The sequence below is a fragment of the Phormidium sp. CCY1219 genome (genome assembly GCF_055795085.1).
In genome coordinates this window covers 1-17,632 of the sequence record NZ_JAYFEQ010000906.1, presented here as the reverse complement: position 1 = coordinate 17,632, position 17,632 = coordinate 1, and the positions used below count along the sequence as shown (strand labels likewise).

16 protein-coding genes are annotated in these 17,632 nt (G+C 50.4%); 6 read left to right on the top strand and 10 right to left on the bottom strand.

The features are described from left to right. Positions 1–422 precede the first annotated feature (422 nt). The 3 genes from AC0QH1_RS29895 to AC0QH1_RS29885 all read left to right on the top strand — a co-directional run bounded on the left by AC0QH1_RS29895 (position 423) and on the right by AC0QH1_RS29885 (position 4,003). The gene (locus tag AC0QH1_RS29895) at positions 423–1,061 is read left to right on the top strand and encodes a transaldolase family protein (RefSeq protein ID WP_324635093.1); all 639 of its coding nucleotides are present in this window, start codon (positions 423–425) and stop codon (positions 1,059–1,061) included. 198 nt (positions 1,062–1,259) lie between these two features. After that, positions 1,260–3,224, top strand: a complete 1,965-nt coding sequence (locus tag AC0QH1_RS29890) for an MASE1 domain-containing protein (RefSeq protein ID WP_324635092.1) — start codon at positions 1,260–1,262, stop codon at positions 3,222–3,224. A 26-nt stretch (positions 3,225–3,250) separates the two neighbouring features. After that, entirely contained in the window at positions 3,251–4,003 is a 753-nt protein-coding gene (locus AC0QH1_RS29885) for a Uma2 family endonuclease (protein WP_442957391.1), read from the top strand. 8 nt (positions 4,004–4,011) lie between these two features. Here the strand turns inward: AC0QH1_RS29885 and AC0QH1_RS29880 are convergent, their stop codons facing one another. The 6 genes from AC0QH1_RS29880 to AC0QH1_RS29855 form a co-directional block, all read right to left on the bottom strand. After that, the gene (locus AC0QH1_RS29880) at positions 4,012–4,821 is read right to left on the bottom strand and encodes an endonuclease/exonuclease/phosphatase family protein (protein ID WP_324635090.1); all 810 of its coding nucleotides are present in this window, start codon (positions 4,819–4,821) and stop codon (positions 4,012–4,014) included. A 166-nt stretch (positions 4,822–4,987) separates the two neighbouring features. Further along, entirely contained in the window at positions 4,988–5,935 is a 948-nt protein-coding gene (locus AC0QH1_RS29875) for a DUF2382 domain-containing protein (protein WP_324635089.1), read from the bottom strand. Positions 5,936–6,112: 177 nt separating this feature from the next. After that, the gene (locus AC0QH1_RS29870; protein ID WP_324635088.1) at positions 6,113–6,973 is read right to left on the bottom strand and encodes a DUF2382 domain-containing protein; all 861 of its coding nucleotides are present in this window, start codon (positions 6,971–6,973) and stop codon (positions 6,113–6,115) included. A 248-nt stretch (positions 6,974–7,221) separates the two neighbouring features. Beyond that, positions 7,222–7,467 (bottom strand): hypothetical protein, encoded by a 246-nt coding sequence (locus AC0QH1_RS29865; RefSeq protein ID WP_324635087.1) that lies wholly within the window; start codon positions 7,465–7,467, stop codon positions 7,222–7,224. Positions 7,468–7,689: 222 nt separating this feature from the next. After that, positions 7,690–8,007: a hypothetical protein gene (locus AC0QH1_RS29860; RefSeq protein ID WP_324635086.1), complete on the bottom strand. Its 318-nt coding sequence runs from the start codon at positions 8,005–8,007 to the stop codon at positions 7,690–7,692. A 65-nt stretch (positions 8,008–8,072) separates the two neighbouring features. After that, on the bottom strand, positions 8,073–8,270 hold the full coding sequence (locus AC0QH1_RS29855) for a hypothetical protein (RefSeq protein ID WP_324635085.1): 198 nt from the start codon (positions 8,268–8,270) through the stop codon (positions 8,073–8,075). A gap of 362 nt (positions 8,271–8,632) precedes the next feature. Between AC0QH1_RS29855 and AC0QH1_RS29850 the strand changes: the two genes are divergently transcribed. Beyond that, entirely contained in the window at positions 8,633–9,358 is a 726-nt protein-coding gene (locus tag AC0QH1_RS29850; protein ID WP_324635084.1) for a Crp/Fnr family transcriptional regulator, read from the top strand. A 432-nt stretch (positions 9,359–9,790) separates the two neighbouring features. After that, complete coding sequence (locus tag AC0QH1_RS29845; protein WP_324635083.1) at positions 9,791–10,972, top strand: PAS domain-containing protein; 1,182 nt, start codon at positions 9,791–9,793, stop codon at positions 10,970–10,972. A 60-nt stretch (positions 10,973–11,032) separates the two neighbouring features. On the opposite strand, the gene AC0QH1_RS29840 is transcribed toward AC0QH1_RS29845, so the two are convergent. Next, positions 11,033–12,466 carry an NCS2 family permease gene (locus tag AC0QH1_RS29840; RefSeq protein ID WP_442957390.1) on the bottom strand — a complete coding sequence of 478 codons (1,434 nt, stop codon included), beginning with the start codon at positions 12,464–12,466 and terminating at the stop codon, positions 11,033–11,035. A gap of 58 nt (positions 12,467–12,524) precedes the next feature. Here AC0QH1_RS29840 and AC0QH1_RS29835 point away from each other — a divergent pair, with 58 nt between their 5' ends. Further along, on the top strand, positions 12,525–13,979 hold the full coding sequence (locus tag AC0QH1_RS29835) for a dolichyl-phosphate-mannose--protein mannosyltransferase (RefSeq protein WP_324635082.1): 1,455 nt from the start codon (positions 12,525–12,527) through the stop codon (positions 13,977–13,979). A 49-nt stretch (positions 13,980–14,028) separates the two neighbouring features. On the opposite strand, the gene trmB is transcribed toward AC0QH1_RS29835, so the two are convergent. The 3 genes from trmB to AC0QH1_RS29820 form a co-directional block, all read right to left on the bottom strand. Next, positions 14,029–14,664, bottom strand: a complete 636-nt coding sequence (trmB, locus tag AC0QH1_RS29830) for a tRNA (guanosine(46)-N7)-methyltransferase TrmB (protein WP_324635081.1) — start codon at positions 14,662–14,664, stop codon at positions 14,029–14,031. A 185-nt stretch (positions 14,665–14,849) separates the two neighbouring features. Further along, positions 14,850–16,793 (bottom strand): pentapeptide repeat-containing protein, encoded by a 1,944-nt coding sequence (locus AC0QH1_RS29825; RefSeq protein WP_324635080.1) that lies wholly within the window; start codon positions 16,791–16,793, stop codon positions 14,850–14,852. Positions 16,794–17,059: 266 nt separating this feature from the next. Beyond that, positions 17,060–17,419, bottom strand: a complete 360-nt coding sequence (locus tag AC0QH1_RS29820) for a hypothetical protein (protein WP_324635079.1) — start codon at positions 17,417–17,419, stop codon at positions 17,060–17,062. Between the last annotated feature and the right edge of the window lie 213 nt (positions 17,420–17,632).

Sequence of the window (17,632 nt, the reverse complement as noted above, 5' to 3'; positions counted from 1 at the left end):
TGGGCGATACCAGGATTTACAGGGCATCCAGCCTTGCCAAATGGGTCGTGTCTCCGGTTGGCTCGGAATCTGTGTCCACCCTTTACCGTACCCATTGAGCTGATACAAGTTTACCAGAGTTTGGAGATTTTGCCTCTACCAACTCCGGCGCTGAACTGCGTTCAGCATTTCTGCAAAGGGGACGAAAAATCACCCCGTCGCAATCTCCACCGTGCGATCGCGTTTGTTCAACTTATCAGACAAGTTGCGCCGTAGAAAAGTCCCGCAGGTTGGAAGGGGAAGCAAATTAACTCCTGTCCCCTGGGGGAAAAGACGAAGTTGTACAAACGGGATAAATCGCGTCTGTAGCGTCTCCCCACAGTGGGTATGCAAAAATTAACTTGCACCTGGTTTGAACAAAGCAACGAACATCGAGGAGCGTTATGGCTATTTATCTGGATTCAGCGATCGCATCGGAAGCGCAAACCGCGAGAGAAATGGGGTGGGTAAAAGGCATCACGACCAATCCTACCTTATTGGCAAAAAGCGAGTTCTCCCCGGAAGAGACCTTGAAAAAACTGGTTCCCTTGAGCAACGGACCGCTGTACTACCAGCTTATGGCGGCGGATTTTGAGGGCATGCGGCGCGAAGGGCGCAAGGCGTATAAGATTATCGGCGATCGCACCGTGTTAAAAATTCCGGCAACCCCAGTGGGATTTCAAGTCGTGGACGATTTGTCGGGAGAAATTACCTGTTCGGTAACGGCAATTTACAGTGCAGCGCAGGCGGCGGTAGCGCGCGAAGCCGGTGCCAAAATCGCGATCGCCTATGTAAACCGCGCCACCCGGTTACTCGGCGATGGCATCGGCTTAGTGCGAGACATGGCAGAAGTGCTGAGGGATAGCGATGTAGAAATTTTAGCCGCCAGTATCAAGTCCCCCGCCGAAGCCGCCGCCGCCTTGCAAGCGGGAGCGGATCACCTCACATTGCCCCTAATGATGTTACGGGCAATGGCAACCCACGAACTCTCCAACGAAACCATAGCCGAATTCGCGCGCAACGGCGTTGGCTTAGCCCGGTAACTGTATAACCCCCTAGATCGTCCGGTGGATGCCTGCCCAGAAATGTCCCTCGAAGCGCACCCCAGTCTCAAGACTGCAACGCCGTTAGACTGGCAAGCAGGGGAACACCTAGCTCAAAAATGGCAACTTCTAAATTTGCATTAAAATCGGCGGTAAGTGACTGTGCTTTTGACACAGCAGACCCCTACGGAGTTTGAGATGGAAAGAAAACAGCCGCACCTGAAGCTAAGACAAAACCTGACCCTCAATCTCGCCCTGGGGATTGTTTACTGTTTGTTGGGCATCCTCGGACTCAAATTAGCAGTCCTCCCCGGGAATGTGACAGCGGTTTGGATTCCGGCGGGAATTGGATTGGCGGCGGTACTTTTGTGGGGGAAAAAAACCCTACTCGGTATCGCCCTCGGTTCGTTTGGCATTTCCGTGGTGCTCGATCCGAGTCCCGTGAGTCTGGCGATCGGGGCCGTTACTGCTGGGGGCAATACCCTCACCCCTCTCTTTGGAGCCTATTTCATCCAGCGCTTTACCCGCACTCCCTATCCCTTCCGACGGGCGGGGGAGGTGTTTCAATTTGTGGCTTGGGGGGCGATCGCCAGTCAAACCATCAGCGCCACCGTCGGGGTTGCGGCCCTGTGCGTCGCACAATGGGTTCCCTGGTCCGGATTTGGCTCCTCCTGGACCACCTGGTGGGTGTCGAATGCAGCCGGCGTGCTGATTTTTACCCCGGTTCTGTTAACCTGGCATCGCTTTTTTCAAGCCACCTCACAACAGTCCTCCCCGTGGCATCAGCTTCGGCAAGAGTTTCGCCCTTTCCGCCTGGAAAGTCTCAGTTGGCTGTTGCTGTTTGGGATAGTGGTGAAGTTAGCCTTTTGGGAAGCTCACCCTGTAGAATATTTAACCCTACCATTGCTGGTTTGGGCGGCATTTCGCTTTTCCGATCGCTGGACAACCCTGGCGATCGCCCTCACTGGTGGAATGGCGATCGCCGGCACTATCCTCGATCGCAGTTCCTTTGTCCGCGATTCTCTCAATGCCTCTCTCCTCTTTTTAGAATCATTTATTGGCGTTATTTCTGTCACCACCCTGGTATTAATGGCAGTCTTGGAAGAACGTCGTGAGGCATTAGCCAGCTTACAACAAGCCAAAGAAGAACTCGAATCCCGGGTCATCGAACGTACCCAAGAACTCTCTCGCGCCAACCAACAACTGCAACGCCAGGAAATTCATTTAAGAGAAAAAGCCGACTCCCTCGCCAAAACGTTACGTCAGCTCAAACAAACCCAAGCCCAACTCATTCAAAATGAAAAAATGACCGGTTTGGGGCAACTCGTTGCCGGCATTGCCCACGAAATCAACAATCCCGTTAGTTTTATTTACAGCAATCTTCCCCCCGCCAAAGACTACTTTCGCGACTTAATCGAGCTGTTGTCCCTTTACCAGGAAAAAACCCCGAATCCCGATGCAGAAATCCTCGATTTAGAGGCAGATATAGACTGTGAATTCATCGCCAAAGACTGCTTTAAACTTCTAGATTCCATGCAATCCGGAGCCAACCGCATCCAACGGATTGTGTTAAGTCTTCGCAATTTTTCCCGCTTAGATGAAGCGCAGCTCAAGTCCGTGGATATTCACGAAGGGATTGAAAGTACCCTGCTGATTCTGCAACATCGACTGGCGGGGTTTGATTCCCATCAAGCGGATAAAAAAAGCACCGATCCGATTGCAGTGATTAAAGAATACAGCAACTTGCCCAAAGTGGAATGTTTCAGTGGAGAAATCAATCAGGTTTATATGAATCTGTTAACCAATGCCATTGATGCGATCGCCCACTTGAAACCCCCAAAACCGGGCGAGATTAAAATACAAACTGCTTTGCGAGACGGCGATCGCGTGAGTATTGCGATCGCCGACAACGGCGGCGGCATCGAACCAGACCGGCAGGGCAAAATGTTCGACCCTTTTTTCACCACCAAACCCGTGGGTCAAGGAACGGGATTGGGACTTTATATCAGCTATGAAACCATCGTTAAAAAGCATCGCGGCGAGTTGCTTTGTCGCTCCGACATCGGAAAAGGGACAACAATGGAAATTCTCCTCCCCATCCAGTATAAAAAAGCAAAAAATGTCGCAGATGATTGCCAAAAGCCAACCAAGGTGATAGAATAAAAAAACTCAGTCTGCCTGGACGAATCATCATGTTAGCCTCCGCGAATTACACCATCACTTGGGAAAAGTTACCCGATGATTTTGTTTTACCCGACGATCCAGTGGATAATATTAACCAACCGGCGATCGCCGCAGCTCTCACCGAAAGCTTGCAGCTTGCGGGAAAACTGCCTGCGAATGCCTTAACCCCAACCAACTACGGCATTTGTGCCACCATCGATGGCAAAATCGCAGTAAAAGCCCCCGATTGGGCCTACATTCCTCAAATTACCGTGGCGCGTTCCGAGGTAGTTCGCAGCTATACGCCGCAACTGCAGGGAGACCCGCCGATGTTGGTGCTGGAGTTTTTGTCAGCAACTCCAGGGGAAGAATATTCCATCAAAGAAACCTATCCCCCCGGGAAATTCTTCTTCTACGAACGAATTTTGCAAGTGCCGAATTACGGGATTTTTGACCCAGAAACCGGCAGGTTGGAATTCTATCATTTGGGCGATACGAAACAATATCGCCTGCAGCATGCAGACCAGCAAAACCGCTTTTGGATACCAGAAATGCAGCTTTTTTTAGGCGTATGGCGCGGAACTCGGGACAACCGCGAGGACTACTGGTTGCGCTGGTGGGATGAAGCGGGAAATTTACTGTTGTGGGGTTCGGAACGAGTGGAAGCAGAACGCCAGCGCGCCGAAACCGAACGCCAGCGCGCCGAAACCGAACGCCAGCGGGCGGAACGATTAGCCGCGCAACTTCGCGCGGCGGGAATCGAACCGGAGGCGGAGTAGGAATTGGCTTATTTGAATTGAGCGATCGCCGGATAGTGATCGCTGGGCCAGACGCCTTCCCATTGCTGGGGGTCTACCGTCGCCTGTTGCAAGGTGAGGCGGGCATCGTAATAAATGGTATCCACCGCCGCAAAAGCTTTCCCGGTAAAGTCGTGAAAGCTTTTTTGTCGGTCTAATTCCACATCGGCGAGGGCGTCTCGCAGTTGCGGCGCGTCGGCCCGATCGCCGAGTTTTCCGCCCAGGGTTTCTCGCGGCGGGGAACCGGGTTCGGCGTTAAAATCCCCAGTGATGAAGAATAGGGCGGTTTGTTGCAAGTTGTCTATTGCTTCCACTTCCAGAGTGGCGAGGCGATCGCGAATCAATTGGGCACCCAGCTTGCGGGCGCGATCGCTATGGTAGTCTAAGTGCGTATTGCACACCGCCACCTTTTGCTCTGACTCCCCCGCCGCAAAGACGCCCCAAGTGGCCATCCGAGGCACCGGATTTTCCCAATGTGGCGTCATGCTACCGGGGCGATCGGGCGTTTCGCTCAGCCAAAAATCACCCATACCCACACAGTGTAATTTGGGAAAACGGAAAAAAATCGCACAGCGTTCCTGGGTGCCCTTGGCTTCGCGATCGCCCCCCACACTTTGATACTCGGGCAACAACCGATGCAAGTCCAGCAGTTGATGGGCTAATCCCTCTTGGGTGCCGATGATATCTGGGTCGTAATGCCGGATCTGAGCCGCTACCGCAGAGCGCCGCACGGCCCAGGCACTTTCATCCTTATCTGGCTTATCGAAGCGCAGATTGATTGTCATTATTTTCAGTTTCATCGCAACTCTCTCAGTTCATACCTAACTTAAACCCCGCATTATAGTATAAAAAAGCTGGGTTTTCTGTCAAGGGCGATCGCCGGATTCTGGCTGTTGCGGGGCAAAGTTGTGGCAAAAAAAGATTGACAAATGGCGGGGTTTATGCTATATGTTTTCCCGAACCGGATTAACCATTCGAGTAGCGCTCGAACCACTGTTGATAGGTTTCCAGCAAGCGCTCGTCTTCCACTTCGAGAGACAAGCGCACTTTGCTGCAGCTTTCCGGTTGGCGGCTGGCGATCGCGTCTAAAATCTGTGCCGCTATTGTCACCGAGGTAAACTCGCCGCTAACTGTGGGTTTAGCGGTTACTCCCCCCGAAGAACCATTCTCAGCAGAGTCTAACCCCGTGACTTGTCCCTCACCCAGATCCACTTCCGCCAGGGGTTTGCTCTCCGGACTCACTTGTTCCACAATTAATTTCTCGCGGCGCACCGGCACTTCCACCACGCGAGTTTCGATTTCTTTGCGGACCACCACTTCGCCCACTTTCCGTTTGCTGCGATCGACCTGCAAGCGTTCTTCGAGTACCTGAATGTCGTCTTCGATACTCACTTGCCGTTTGGCGCGATCGTCGCGCAGGGGTGTTTTCGCCGAGGTAGAAGATTCTGGTGCCCCAGGGGATTCCCGAACGCGCTTCTGCGCTCTGACCCACTCTTCTTTTGCCTGGGGAGGGGTTTGTCCCGCATTCGCTGCCGGTTCGGAGAGCCAGTCTCGCGGCACATCGGAGGAATCCACTGCCGGTCTGCCCACCATTTCTTCATAATATTCCGGCAACCCGTCAAATTGTTCTCGACTCACAATAACGAATACCGAATCGGTTGCATATTCGATTTTCTGAATCAAATCGCTGCGAATTAGCACTAACCTGGGAGTGTCTGGGTTTTCTACTCCCGACACCACTAAATGTAGCTTGCCATTGTCCCCCATAATCAAGTCCCTGACGTGGCCGATCGCTTCACCGTCAGGGTCTCTCACTTTAAAATTTTGGAGCTGGTTTCGCAGATTGTCCACCCGAGGTTGCAGATCTTCGCGAAACTGTACGGAATCCTGCCGTTTGGCCTTGTAGCTACTCATAATTTTCCTTAATCTCCTTTTATAAAAAGTTGCTGCAAAATCCTTTGATAGTTGCAATGCACAAAGAACCACCCGGTGAGGTGTTTCTCTTCTTTATTCCGGGGCGACGAATTGTCGCGAGATGCCTTCTCAACCGAAACAGTTGAGAAGGCAGCTATTTCATTCAGAAGGTTATATTTATCGATTGCGCTTGACAACCGGATTTCCTTCTTTGTCCACTTCTAACTCTTCGCGACGGATGGTTTCTTCCGCTTCTACGGTGTCGCGTTCGACTTCCTTGTGAACATCAACATTTTCGCGGACGAAAGCTTCTTTCTTGATGTCGGCATTTTCTTCGTACACTTCGGCACGTGCCACTTCGCCTTCGTTAAACTCAACCGAACCGGGTTTCACGCGGCGCTCTTGGCCGGCGGCGGGACTGCTGCGTTCGATGACCACGCGCTCTTTCTCTACGGGAACTGCAGCGCGGGCGGTTTCGGTTTCGACCCGCTTACCAACTGCAACTTCACCAGCTTTGTGGCGGTCTTTATTCGCCAACAGCCGTTCTTCGTAAAGCTTCAGGTTTTTGTGATCTTGTTCGCGCAGCTCGTACAGAGAAGGTTCTTTGTCGTAGCTGTAGGTCTCGCGATTGTGGGTGGTGGCAGTTTTTTGTTGGGTTTGAGTTGCCTTTGCACGGGGCTGGCGATAGACGTTGCGCACCCGTTCTTCGTATTCGTAATCGATGGGCATCAGTTCGTCGTACTCGGGCAGTTGTTCGGCTTGATGTTTGTCTACCAATCCGATCGCGTACACGCGCCCCGCATCATAATCGATGCGCGCCGATCCGATAGGTAGCAACACTTTTTTGCCGAAAATCCAAAAGCCCGTGTCAATCACTAGATAGCGAAACCGACCGGTTTCATCTAGAAGGATATCGTAAATGGTGCCAATTTTTTCATCGGTGGTACCTGCATAGACATCCATTCCTTTGATGTCGGTGCCGCCAAAAATTTCTTCTCGATAATTCGGATAAAAATCGTGAATTTTGACAAGAGCCATATAAAACTTGTCCTCTGTTCTCTTCACTTACCAATCTAGTAAATATGAACCGTTCCTTTCATCTATCTACAGACTGATTTGCCCAGATAATTTTCTCACCCCAATATCTTCTTCTTTTGTAGATTTTATTAAGTAGGTATTATTCTGAGTGTTTCTGCCGGCTCGTTCCTCTTCTGGTCTTTTTTCTCCTGCTACCGTGCGGATTTCGCTGTTTCTCCCCCGTTCTTATCTGACCCTCGCTCTCTTGCCTAGCCCCGCAGAACCAGGGATATCTGCTGCAATTCTCTGCTGGCACCGATCGCCTCTGGTTTTCCCTTTCCCGGGGGTTTGCGCCTGCGATCGCGCAACCTAAAACCATAGGACAATCTCAGGGGGAGAGCATCTATCTTCAGGAGGATGAATGGATTGATGTTGGATTGCCCAAGGCTTTCTTTCGTTTCTATTGCCAGCTTTCCCCACAGGCTACCGTCGCTCCATTGAGTTGCCCACCACAAGCTATACCTGCCCGGTACCCATCGCTCCTAGATATAGACTCCGTTGGGTCAAGCCACCCCAATTAATCTCACTGAATTCCCTAAATTCTTTGTGCGACAGCTTGCGCCAAGCGACCCACAATATATATTTCTCACAAAAGCGTTCCCAGCATAGACTGGGAAGCAGGAAAGCCCCTGCGAATGGGGGATTTTACCCGTTCATTGCCTAAACCATGAAGGGGATTAGCTGGAGGATTGGTTCCGGTTTATCCCTTCTCGATTGTCGGGTAGCAGATCTATCATGCTCTGACGAATCAAAATTTCCATTTGCACTCGTTCTGCCACTGAGTATATCCACTCAATATCCTGCGGTAAGCTCTCGGTTTCCCTGAGAATCGTATAATGATTCGGCACGCGATCGAGGACGTGAAAAATTAGCTTGTGCCGCCATTGGGGATCGAGAAAAATCACTCGCTCTCGATGCTGCTTCGTTTCTTCTAAAACCGCTTCCACGACTTCAGTTACGTATCGGAAGGTTAAGTTAATCAGTTGTTCAGACATCCGACGCTGCGTATTCTTGCTCAGACGAACAGATTTAAAGGTAATCGGTTGGATTTATCCCTAGCTCAAAAGGCGATCGCCCAATTTCTCCCCAAAAACGAAGCCACTCCCTGGCGACACAACAATGGTTCGGTGCAAGGAAGTGGCTTGGTTTTTTGGCGCACACCGTTTCCGAGAGCGACATTCTTCTCGGCGGGTTTCCGGTTTTCATTGCTTGGCGGTTTTTCCCCCAACCATGCGCTGTGAATGGCAATCCATAACATGGCGTTTCCGACGACTTAATAACTGCGAATTTTCCGATAGTAGCATAAAGTTTTCCCAGATTTTCTCCTCGATCGCCTTTTTTTTAGCACCTGAGTGCCTCCGATCGCCCTCAACCATGCCCCATGACTCCTGGTGGATTCTCCGGTGGATGTGAAATTGAGGGATGTATGTACGCTACCGTACCAAATTTCGCAAAATATCTTGGTATTTTTAAGAAAAGCGACGGTGAGGCAACGCATAAGCGTCAGTTTCGCCGATCGGGTTAAAAAAAACCCGCTGAGCCTGAAAAATCGGTTCTTTAGACCCATTTTGCTGCCTTTGCTGGTTTCACCCTTGTAAGCTTTCCGAGAAAGAACGCCCAATGTCTGTTTCTGAAGAATCTCACATTCCAGAAAATCAACTACTCGCAGCGCTCCCACCCGCAGAGTTTCAGCGCCTCACTCCTCATTTAAGAACCGTTTCCCTATCCCTGGGGGATGTGCTCTATCGCCCTGACGAGGAGATCTCCTGGGTTTATTTTCCCACAGAAGCGGTGATTTCCTTAGTCTCGATTTTGGAAAGTGGAGCCACCACAGAAGTGGGATTGGTGGGGAATGAAGGCATGTTGGGATTGCCGGTGGTGTGGGGCGGCGATCGCACCAAAATCACCACTGCAGTGGTGCAAGTGGGGGGTCGTGCCATGCAGATGAGCGCCACACAACTCAAAACCCTCTGTGCCGGCGGAAGTACCCTGCAACGACTGCTGCTGCTCTATACCCAAGCTCTGTTCGGGCAAGTGTCCCAGTCGGCAGCTTGCAATCGCCATCATACCATCGAGCAGCGACTGGCGCGCTGGTTGCTTTGGGTTCACGATCGCGTCAACTCCGATGAATTGCAAGTGACTCAGGAATTTATCGCCACCATGCTCGGTACCCGCCGATCCGGCGTCACCGTGGCGGCGGGTATGCTGCAGGAAAGGGGCTTGATTCGCTACACCCGAGGCAAGATTACCATCGTCAATCGCGAAAGGCTCGAATCCACCGCTTGCGAGTGTTATAAATTAACCCAAGATGAGTTCGAGCGATTGCTACAGATAAAGTTCAATTAAAATTTTTCCGATTTATGTACGATATCGTACAGACGTTTTTTCTCGCTAATGTTTTGATAGTTTTAGCAGCTTTCCGGAGCGATCGCAATTGGATCGGGGGGTCCAAGAACAATTCAGGCGATCGCGGCTTTGATTGCCCAACGGGTTTGAGAAGCATTCACCCTCACTGGGGATCGAGAAAGCCACTCTTGTGCCGTGGCTTTCCCTGAGAAAGATACTTTCATTTCTCAACTCTCCCGAAATTGCTGCCAAATTGAAAGTTAGCGGGGTTCGATAATTTTGAAAAGCGTATCTAGGTTCCACATACCCACCCGATCGAGAGCATTCAACTGAATAGATTCGAGCCACAGCCACGTTGAACTCTCTTCCCGGAAAAGAATAAAACCGGGAAAAGCAAACTGCAAATAGAACAATCGGAACCAGAGGTGTGTGTTGAACAGTACAAATAATTTTACTGACAAATTTGAAGAATGGCAACAACGGTTGTTTCAGCTCTACCAAGAAGCGATCGCCAACCCAAAACCCCCTGCTTCGTTGCTGCCGAATGTTATAACAGAAGTCGGCATCGCGGCGGAAAAACTACAGCTTGCGGTAGAACAACTCAACCGAGAACAAGACGCATTAACCGCCTGCCAATCCGAACTGGAAATAGAACCGGAAAAATATCAAGCCTTATTCGAGTTTTTACCCAACCCTTGTATCGTCACCAATCCCCAAGGAATCATCCAACAGGCAAACGCCGTCGCTGGCAAATTCCTCAACTGTTCGGAGAACTTTTTAGTGGGCAAATCCCTCGGCGAATTTATCGCCAGCGCCGATCGAGAAATCTTTGATGCCAAACTTGCCGAACTGCAACGAAAAGAACGGATAGGTGACTGGATGCCTCGCCTACACCCCTACAATCGCGATTGGATTGAGTTGAACGTTCGGGCAATCGCCCTAGGCGATCGCCAGGGTCAACCGAGTCATTTTCATTGGTTATTTCACCCTGTCAGCCCAGACTTCCTCGGATTGAAACTGCTGGAAAAACAATCCTCCGATATCTGCCAAAATCGTCCGAAACATTGTTATTTAAAAGGAGACCTGATTCCCCTGAATCCGGAAACTATCTGGATCGTCGATCGCGGATTAGTCAAGTTAAGCACCATCAGCGACCCGGAATCGGAAGTTTTAATGGGATTAGTGGGTTCATCTATGGCATTTGGCGCGAGTACCACCTCTCTGCCCATCTATGAAGCGATCGCCCTTTCCGAGAGGGTGGAATTAATCTCCATTTCCCTCCCCGAACTTGCCGCATCTCCTCACTTGAGGCAAGCTTTGTTACCGCGCATCAACCAGCGCCTGCGTCAAACTGAAGCTTTTTTAGCCATTTCTGGCAAGCGAAAAGTAAACGAACGCTTGTATAATTTATTAAAGTTGTTAAAAAGAGAAATTGGCGAACCGGTACCAGAAGGAACGCGCTTAAAAGTTCGCCTCACCCATAAAGAACTCGCCGATGCTTGCTGTACCACCCGCGTGACCATTACCCGAATGCTGCAAAAATTCAAGAAATCCGGTCGCATCTGCTACGATGACAATCAGCACATTATTTGGGTCGAAAAGCGGAACCAATAAATTATCAGCGGGGAATTGAAGAGGTTCGATTCACCTTGCTGCTGATTTGCCGTCTACCACTTATTCCGTGGGATTGAGTGCCATATAGATAAATCTGAGCAGAAAAATAGCGGCTAAAATCCATTGAGTGGCGGTGGTTTCGCGGGCTTTTCCTTGAAAAGCTTTAATCGCCGGATAGGTCATCAATCCCACCGCCAATCCTTCGGCGATGGAATTACTTAAGGGAATAATTAAAAGGGTTAAAAACGAGGGAATGGATTCGGCAGGATCGTCCCAGCGAATGCGCCGCACGTTGCCGGCCATTAACACCCCTACGATAACTAATGCCGGGGCAGTGGCAAAGGCGGGAATGGCTTGCAAGAGGGGAATAAACAACAGGGAAAATAGGAATAAAAAAGCAACGATCGCGCTGGTAAAGCCGGTGCGTCCTCCTTCGGCAACCCCGGCGGCAGATTCGATATAGGTGGTGACGGTAGAGGTGCCGAAAAAAGCGCCAACCGTGGTAGCGATCGCATCTGCCATTAAAGCTTGATTTGCCCGGGGCAATTCTCCATTTTCTTTAATATAACCGGCTTGAATAGCTACCCCGGCTAAGGTGCCGATGGTATCGAACAAATCCACGAATAAAAACACAAAAACAACTGCGAAAAATTCCCAGAGATTGGTGCGGGTAATCTGGGACAATCCGGCGATCGCTTGTCCGACTAAATCCGTGGGAAACGCGGGCCATGCCACGATCGCAGTCGGTGGCGCGGCGATGCCCAGGATCCAACCCAGGACCGCTGTGGCGAGAATTCCCCACAACAGTGCCCCAGTAATGCGACGCGCCACCAACGCGCTGGTAATCACAATCCCGGCGATCGCCATCAACGTCGGCGGTTGATTCAAGTTCCCCAAGGCAGTTTTCGTCACCGGATCCGCCACGATCAATCCCGCCCCGCCTACCGCCGGATCCCCCGCCAAGGCGATATACGCCAGAAATAACCCAATTCCCGCTGCAGTGGCTTGTTTGATACACTCGGGAAGGGCGCGAATGATTTGACTGCGAATTTTGGACAGGGAAAGTCCGATAAAAATCATCCCCTCGATAAACACCGCAGCGAGGGCGATGCGCCACTCAATCCCTAACCCAATCACCACGGAAAAGGTAAAAAAGGCATTCAATCCCATCCCGGGGGCGAGAGCAAAGGGATAATTGGCGCTCAGTGCCATAATCGCGGTCCCGATGGCGGCGGAAAGCGCTGTGGCGATCGCCAGTTCGCTAAATAAATCCCCTGCTTCTTGCAAAAAAATTGCATCGGACAAAATGGCCGGATTCACCGCTAAAATATACGCCATCGTCATAAACGTGGTGACCCCTGCCAAAATTTCCGTGCGAAAGGTGGTGTGATGTTCGCTAAATTTGAAAAATCTGGCCACAGAGGCGAGAAAACCTTCCCCGCCAGAGGGAGGAGTGGGAAAAGAAGGGCGATCGTCGGAGTTCATGGCAATCATAAAAAGCACGACAATATCCCCTACAATACTGCATCCAGCCGCCAATGACTAATGACCAATGACTAATGACCAACAACAAATGACCCAATTGCCGAAACAATTTCCCTGGTATGCTTGGGGATTGGCTGGCATATTTTTCGTGTCCCTGGCGTTGCGCTTTTGGGGATTGAGCCGCTTTAATACGTTAGTATTTGATGAGGTTTATTATGCCAAATTTGCCAATAATTATTTAACCCAAACCGAATTTTTTGACGGACATCCGCCCCTGGCGAAATATATCATCGCGATCGCCATGTGGATCGGGTCTCATTTGCCTATCGGTACCGACACGCAAAACACTTTGGCTGGTTCCCTGCGAACCACTTGGAGTTATCGCTGGTTGAATGCCTTAACCGGGTCTTTTTTGCCTTTGGTGATTGCCGGGATTGCCCATCAATTGACTTGCCGTCGCAGTTATGGATTGATAGCGGCATTATTTGCGGCGTTGGATGGGTTGTTTCTGGTGGAATCGCGCTATGCGTTGGTGAATGTTTATCTGGTGTTGTTCGGTTTGTTGGGGCAATATTTTGTGTTGCAAGCCGTGGGAAATGGGCGGAAACCGCATTGGGTAAAATTGGGAATTGCCGGGGTATTTTTTGGCGCATCTGCAGCTATCAAATGGAACGGATTGGGATTTTTGTTGGGTAGTTATTTGGTGTGGATAGCGGCGAAACTCTGGCGGCGAAAAGGGCAGGGGAATGAAAGGGCGATCGCGGAGAAAAATTACCCGAGTTTGCGTTTGGGTTCCCTGGGCATTTGGCCGATGGCGGTGAATTTAGGGCTAGTGCCGGCCCTGGTGTATCGGCTCAGTTGGATTCCGCATATTTATTTTAACCCAAAATACGATTTTTGGGAAGTGAATCGGCAAATTTTAGGATTTCATCAGCGGGTGGGAAATACGGCACAGGTGCATCCGTATTGTTCGAGTTGGTTGAGTTGGCCGTTGATGATTCGTCCGGTATTATATTTATATGAAAAAGCCGGGGGAAAGCTACCGGAAAACGAGATTGTGCCGTCGGTGTCCTCGGAGTCGGGGGAGGTGGTTTATGCGGTTCACGCGATTGGAAATCCGGTGTTGTGGTGGTTTTCCACGGCGGCGATCGCCCTGTTGATGGTGGGGTTAGGGATGCGAATGTGGGAAAGGGTGCAAGGGGGAGGCGATCGCCCGATTCCCTCGGATGGGGTAGTGCTTTATTTAGGGTTGAATTATTTGGCGAATTGGCTTCCTTGGGCGAAGGTGACGCGCTGTTTGTTTCTCTATCATTATATGGGGTCGTTGGTATTTGCGGGATTAGCCTTGGCGTGGTTAGTGGATCGCTGGTGGCGCAGTTCTCGCCCCCACCTGCGCGCGATCGCGATCGGGGCGATCGGGCTAAGTGCGATCGCCTTTTGGTATTGGATGCCGATTTATTTAGGTCTTCCCATCACCGCGCAACAATGGAGTTCCCGCATGTGGTTGCCTTCTTGGTATTAATTGGCAGAAAAAGGGGGAAATTGAGAGCAGGTTTTACCCCATTTTCCCCTTAATCGCCCTTGCGAAAAACCGCGCGATACACCGGTTCGCCTTTGTCTAAGGTGAGGCGTTCGCGTTCTGTGGCGACAGCGAGGGGATTTTCGGGAAGCCACTGGGGATTTTCCAGGACAAACGCGGGATGTTCTTGGAAGCGATCGCGCATTTCGATCGCCACTTCTTCCACATCAGATTGCAAAAACACCACTCCACCTGCAGACAGATAGTGGGCGATATCGGCGACTAATTCCGGTTGTACCACCCGGCGTTTTTGGTGGCGTTTTTTAAACCAAGGGTCGGGAAATTGAATCGAAACCCGCTGCAAAATACCGGGGGGCAAAGAGTCGAGTAAGGGTTGCAAGGAGGGATTGGCATTGCAAAACAGAAAGTGGAGATTGGGGATTTGTTTTTCATCCCGTTGGGCGATCGCGGTTTCGACTAAAGATTCGCGAATCTCCAATCCCAAAAAATTCCAATCCGGTTCCCACTGGGCCAGACTCAACAAAAACCGACCCCAACCGCAACCGATATCCATATGTAGGGGTTTTCTCATATCGGCATAAATTTTATCCCACTGCGGCGGGTTAACGGGTGTTTGATACGCTTGACTCAATGGGTTAACATGCTGACGAACTCTGACTCGTCCCAATTCTTAAACCTCCGTTTAGCGATCGCAATTCAAACCCCTATATATTTTATCCCGAGAGGTCTAGATTTGCCAAGGGGTAGTCACGCGGGGAAGTCAAATAATTTGCATCGGCGCTTTCCGTAAAAGTTAGCCAATCCCTACGGGCCACCCCATCCCCTGCCAATTATTTCGCATCAGAACTGAGGCTACTGAAGCTGACAAGGACCGGTTCTCCCGTTGGGACAAATGGTCAAATTATCGGTTTTGATGTTCGTTAACGTTGCCCCCTCCAAATTCGCGTCTTTTAATTTAGCCCCGGATAAATTTGCCCCGGATAAATTCGCCCCAGATAAATTCGCCCCGCTGAGATCGGCTAGGGTTAAATTGACATTCGTAAAATTGGTATTGCTGAGATTAGCCTCGATTAAACTAGCGCTGTTTAAATTAAAACGGCTCAAGTCCAGACCTTGGAGTTGTCGGTTTCGGCGCGGCCAATTTACGATTTTCCAATTCAGCAAATCTTCCGGGTCGATTTTGGTCGTGTTAATATCGATGATAGAATTTTTTAAGTAAGCGCCGCTTAAATTGGCATCCGTTAAGTTCGCTTTTTCTAAATTAGCGCCGCTTAAGTTAGCTGATTCTAGATTGGCTTCGCTTAAGTTAGACCAAATAACACTGGCATTAGTTAAATTGGCGGCGCGCAAGTTGGCTTGGTGAAAATCAACCCCGTTTAAATTGGCTCCTTCAAAGTTGGCGTTAATCAGGCTAGTATTTCTGAAATTGCTATTGTTAAGTTGGGAGTCGCTAAAATTGGCATCATCTAACTCGGAGCCTTGCAGGTGAATGTTTTGTAACTCCCGGGCACTGGCATTGGTAATATAACCTTTGCGAAGGGCGATTTTAAAAAGCGGGTCGGACAAGCGGGGGTCGAACAGCAATAAAAACGGACTCAGGGAGAGCAGGACAAACAAAACGCTGGCGGTATTTTTCAGGTTTTGACCCAGGGAGGCATTGCGGGTAATTTGAGAGTTGTAGGTGGCTTCCACTAAGCGGCTGTTTTCCTGATTGGCGACTTCGAGTTGCCATTGAGTTTGAGAGAGTTGTGCTTGTAATTGGACCAGTTCTTGATTGGCTTTTTCTACTTGGGTTTGGAGCTGATTTCGCTCGTTTAGTACCCAGTTAAACCGCGTGTCGCTGACTTGTCGTTCTTGGCGTTGTTCGTTGAGTTCGAGTTCTAGTCGAGAGAGCTGCACTTCCAATTCGGAGGATTTGGTTTGGCTTTCTTGTAGTTGAGCTTTCAGGTGCGATCGCTCGGATTCGCTGATACTCGAAGCGCTTTGGCGAGAGGTTTCCAGTTCGGCTTGGGTGTCAGCAAGCTGACTTTGAAGCTGCCAATATGCTGTAGCGGCTTGTTGCAATTGTCCCTGCAATTCACTCACCTCGGCGGTATCGTCCGATCGCGCGTTTTTATACTCTTCAAGCTGTTGTTCCGCGCTTTCGAGCTGGCGCTGCACTTGATTGGCTCTCGCTTTGTGCAGGTTGCATTCCGACTGCACTCGCGCCAGGTTCGTTTGTAGCTGCGATCGCTCGCTTTCGACTTGTTCTAACCGATCTTGTAGCCGCCAATAAGCTTTAGCGGCTTCGTGAATTTGCGATTTGAATTCGCTGCATTCTTTATTTAATTCTTCGAGCTGAATTTTGCTCGTTTCGAGTTGTTCGTGTAGCTCTCGATATGCCGCTTCGGTGTCTTGCAATAAAGACTCGGCGCTTACGCGCTGTTGGTTCGCGGTTTCTCGGTCTTTTTCGCTTTGTTCGAATTTACTATGTAATTGCCAGTACGCCGACTCGGTTTGCTCGAATAAGGACTGCAATTCATTTCGTTCTTGGGCGGATAAGTCGAGCTGAGCGTTCAGTTGAGAGACTTGCATCTGCAACTGGGTCACGCGATCGCTGTGCCCCTGTGGCCCGGAGGCGTGCAATTTTTCCCACACCATTCTCGCCCACTTTAGCTGTGCCCGTTCCTTCCGCAAAAACCCATCCGGGATACGTCCCAAAGTCAAGGGATAAGGCGTCAAATCCCAACCACAAGTCGAGCAATTTTTGATCTCGCCTTCAATGTATGTAGTTTGACAAACCGGACACTGTGCCACTACGTGCCTCCCGCACCGAAATCATAACTCTCGTCAACCAGAAACGATTCGATCGCTTCTCCTGAGTGATTATCTCGCAACATCTGACGTTTTGACCTCTTTGCCACAGAGCAATTTGCCGGAAATGCGCCCCCCGCGCGCCTTTTTTGCTTTAACTTGCATTTTTATTGGCTCCTTAATTGCTGGGGTCTTATCGCCATATCCCCCTATCTGAGACAATTTCAGCAGTTCTTCCGTTTTAACACAGCATCTTTAAACATTGCAAACTAAAATAAACCTACCCACAAATTGCGGCGATCGGGGATTTTGACTCGCCGTTCCACCCTCGGACCGAACGCGGGGGGGCATTGCCCGCCACCATTCCCCCGCCTTCGCGCCATTGTGCCCCTCTGCGTTCGCCGTTTCTGCAGCCAAATTTGTCCACAGCCGCCGATTTTTTTGCAGATACACCATTGTCTCATAAAAATTGCCACTCGCAGGCGATTTCTAAAATTATTGCGCCAATTTTTATCCGCGATCGCTGTGGTTTCCCCCGACGGGCGCAACCATTCCCGAAAAACTCTCCCTACTTTTTTGCCCACTTGGATAAAAATCTGGTGCAATTCTCTCCCGGTTTGGGAAACCATTCCCCGCCCTGGTGCGCCCTTCAACTGAAAGCGCATATTATACTAGAACGATTGGCGATTTGTCAAGGCATCCTCTCGGCCCGAGATTGAGGAATGCAGACAACGCGGCGGTGTCAATCATCGCCCTGTGATTGCTAATTTTAGCTTCTCGGCGGGAAGCCCCGCGCTCTACCCGTGCTTGGTGAGCGTCGGGATGAGAGCCAGGGGAAATGG

Bases quoted from the DNA above. Each gene is read 5' to 3' on its own strand.
- AC0QH1_RS29895 (WP_324635093.1), top strand. From the start codon at position 423: ATGGCTATTTATCTGGATTCAGCGATCGCATCGGAAGCGCAAACCGCG.
- AC0QH1_RS29890 (WP_324635092.1), top strand. From the start codon at position 1,260: ATGGAAAGAAAACAGCCGCACCTGAAGCTAAGACAAAACCTGACCCTC.
- AC0QH1_RS29880 (WP_324635090.1), bottom strand. From the start codon at position 4,821: ATGAAACTGAAAATAATGACAATCAATCTGCGCTTCGATAAGCCAGAT.
- AC0QH1_RS29875 (WP_324635089.1), bottom strand. From the start codon at position 5,935: ATGAGTAGCTACAAGGCCAAACGGCAGGATTCCGTACAGTTTCGCGAA.
- AC0QH1_RS29870 (WP_324635088.1), bottom strand. From the start codon at position 6,973: ATGGCTCTTGTCAAAATTCACGATTTTTATCCGAATTATCGAGAAGAA.
- AC0QH1_RS29860 (WP_324635086.1), bottom strand. From the start codon at position 8,007: ATGTCTGAACAACTGATTAACTTAACCTTCCGATACGTAACTGAAGTC.
- AC0QH1_RS29855 (WP_324635085.1), bottom strand. From the start codon at position 8,270: ATGTTATGGATTGCCATTCACAGCGCATGGTTGGGGGAAAAACCGCCA.
- AC0QH1_RS29850 (WP_324635084.1), top strand. From the start codon at position 8,633: ATGTCTGTTTCTGAAGAATCTCACATTCCAGAAAATCAACTACTCGCA.
- AC0QH1_RS29840 (WP_442957390.1), bottom strand. From the start codon at position 12,466: ATGATTGCCATGAACTCCGACGATCGCCCTTCTTTTCCCACTCCTCCC.
- AC0QH1_RS29835 (WP_324635082.1), top strand. From the start codon at position 12,525: ATGACTAATGACCAACAACAAATGACCCAATTGCCGAAACAATTTCCC.
- AC0QH1_RS29820 (WP_324635079.1), bottom strand. From the start codon at position 17,419: ATGGTTTCCCAAACCGGGAGAGAATTGCACCAGATTTTTATCCAAGTG.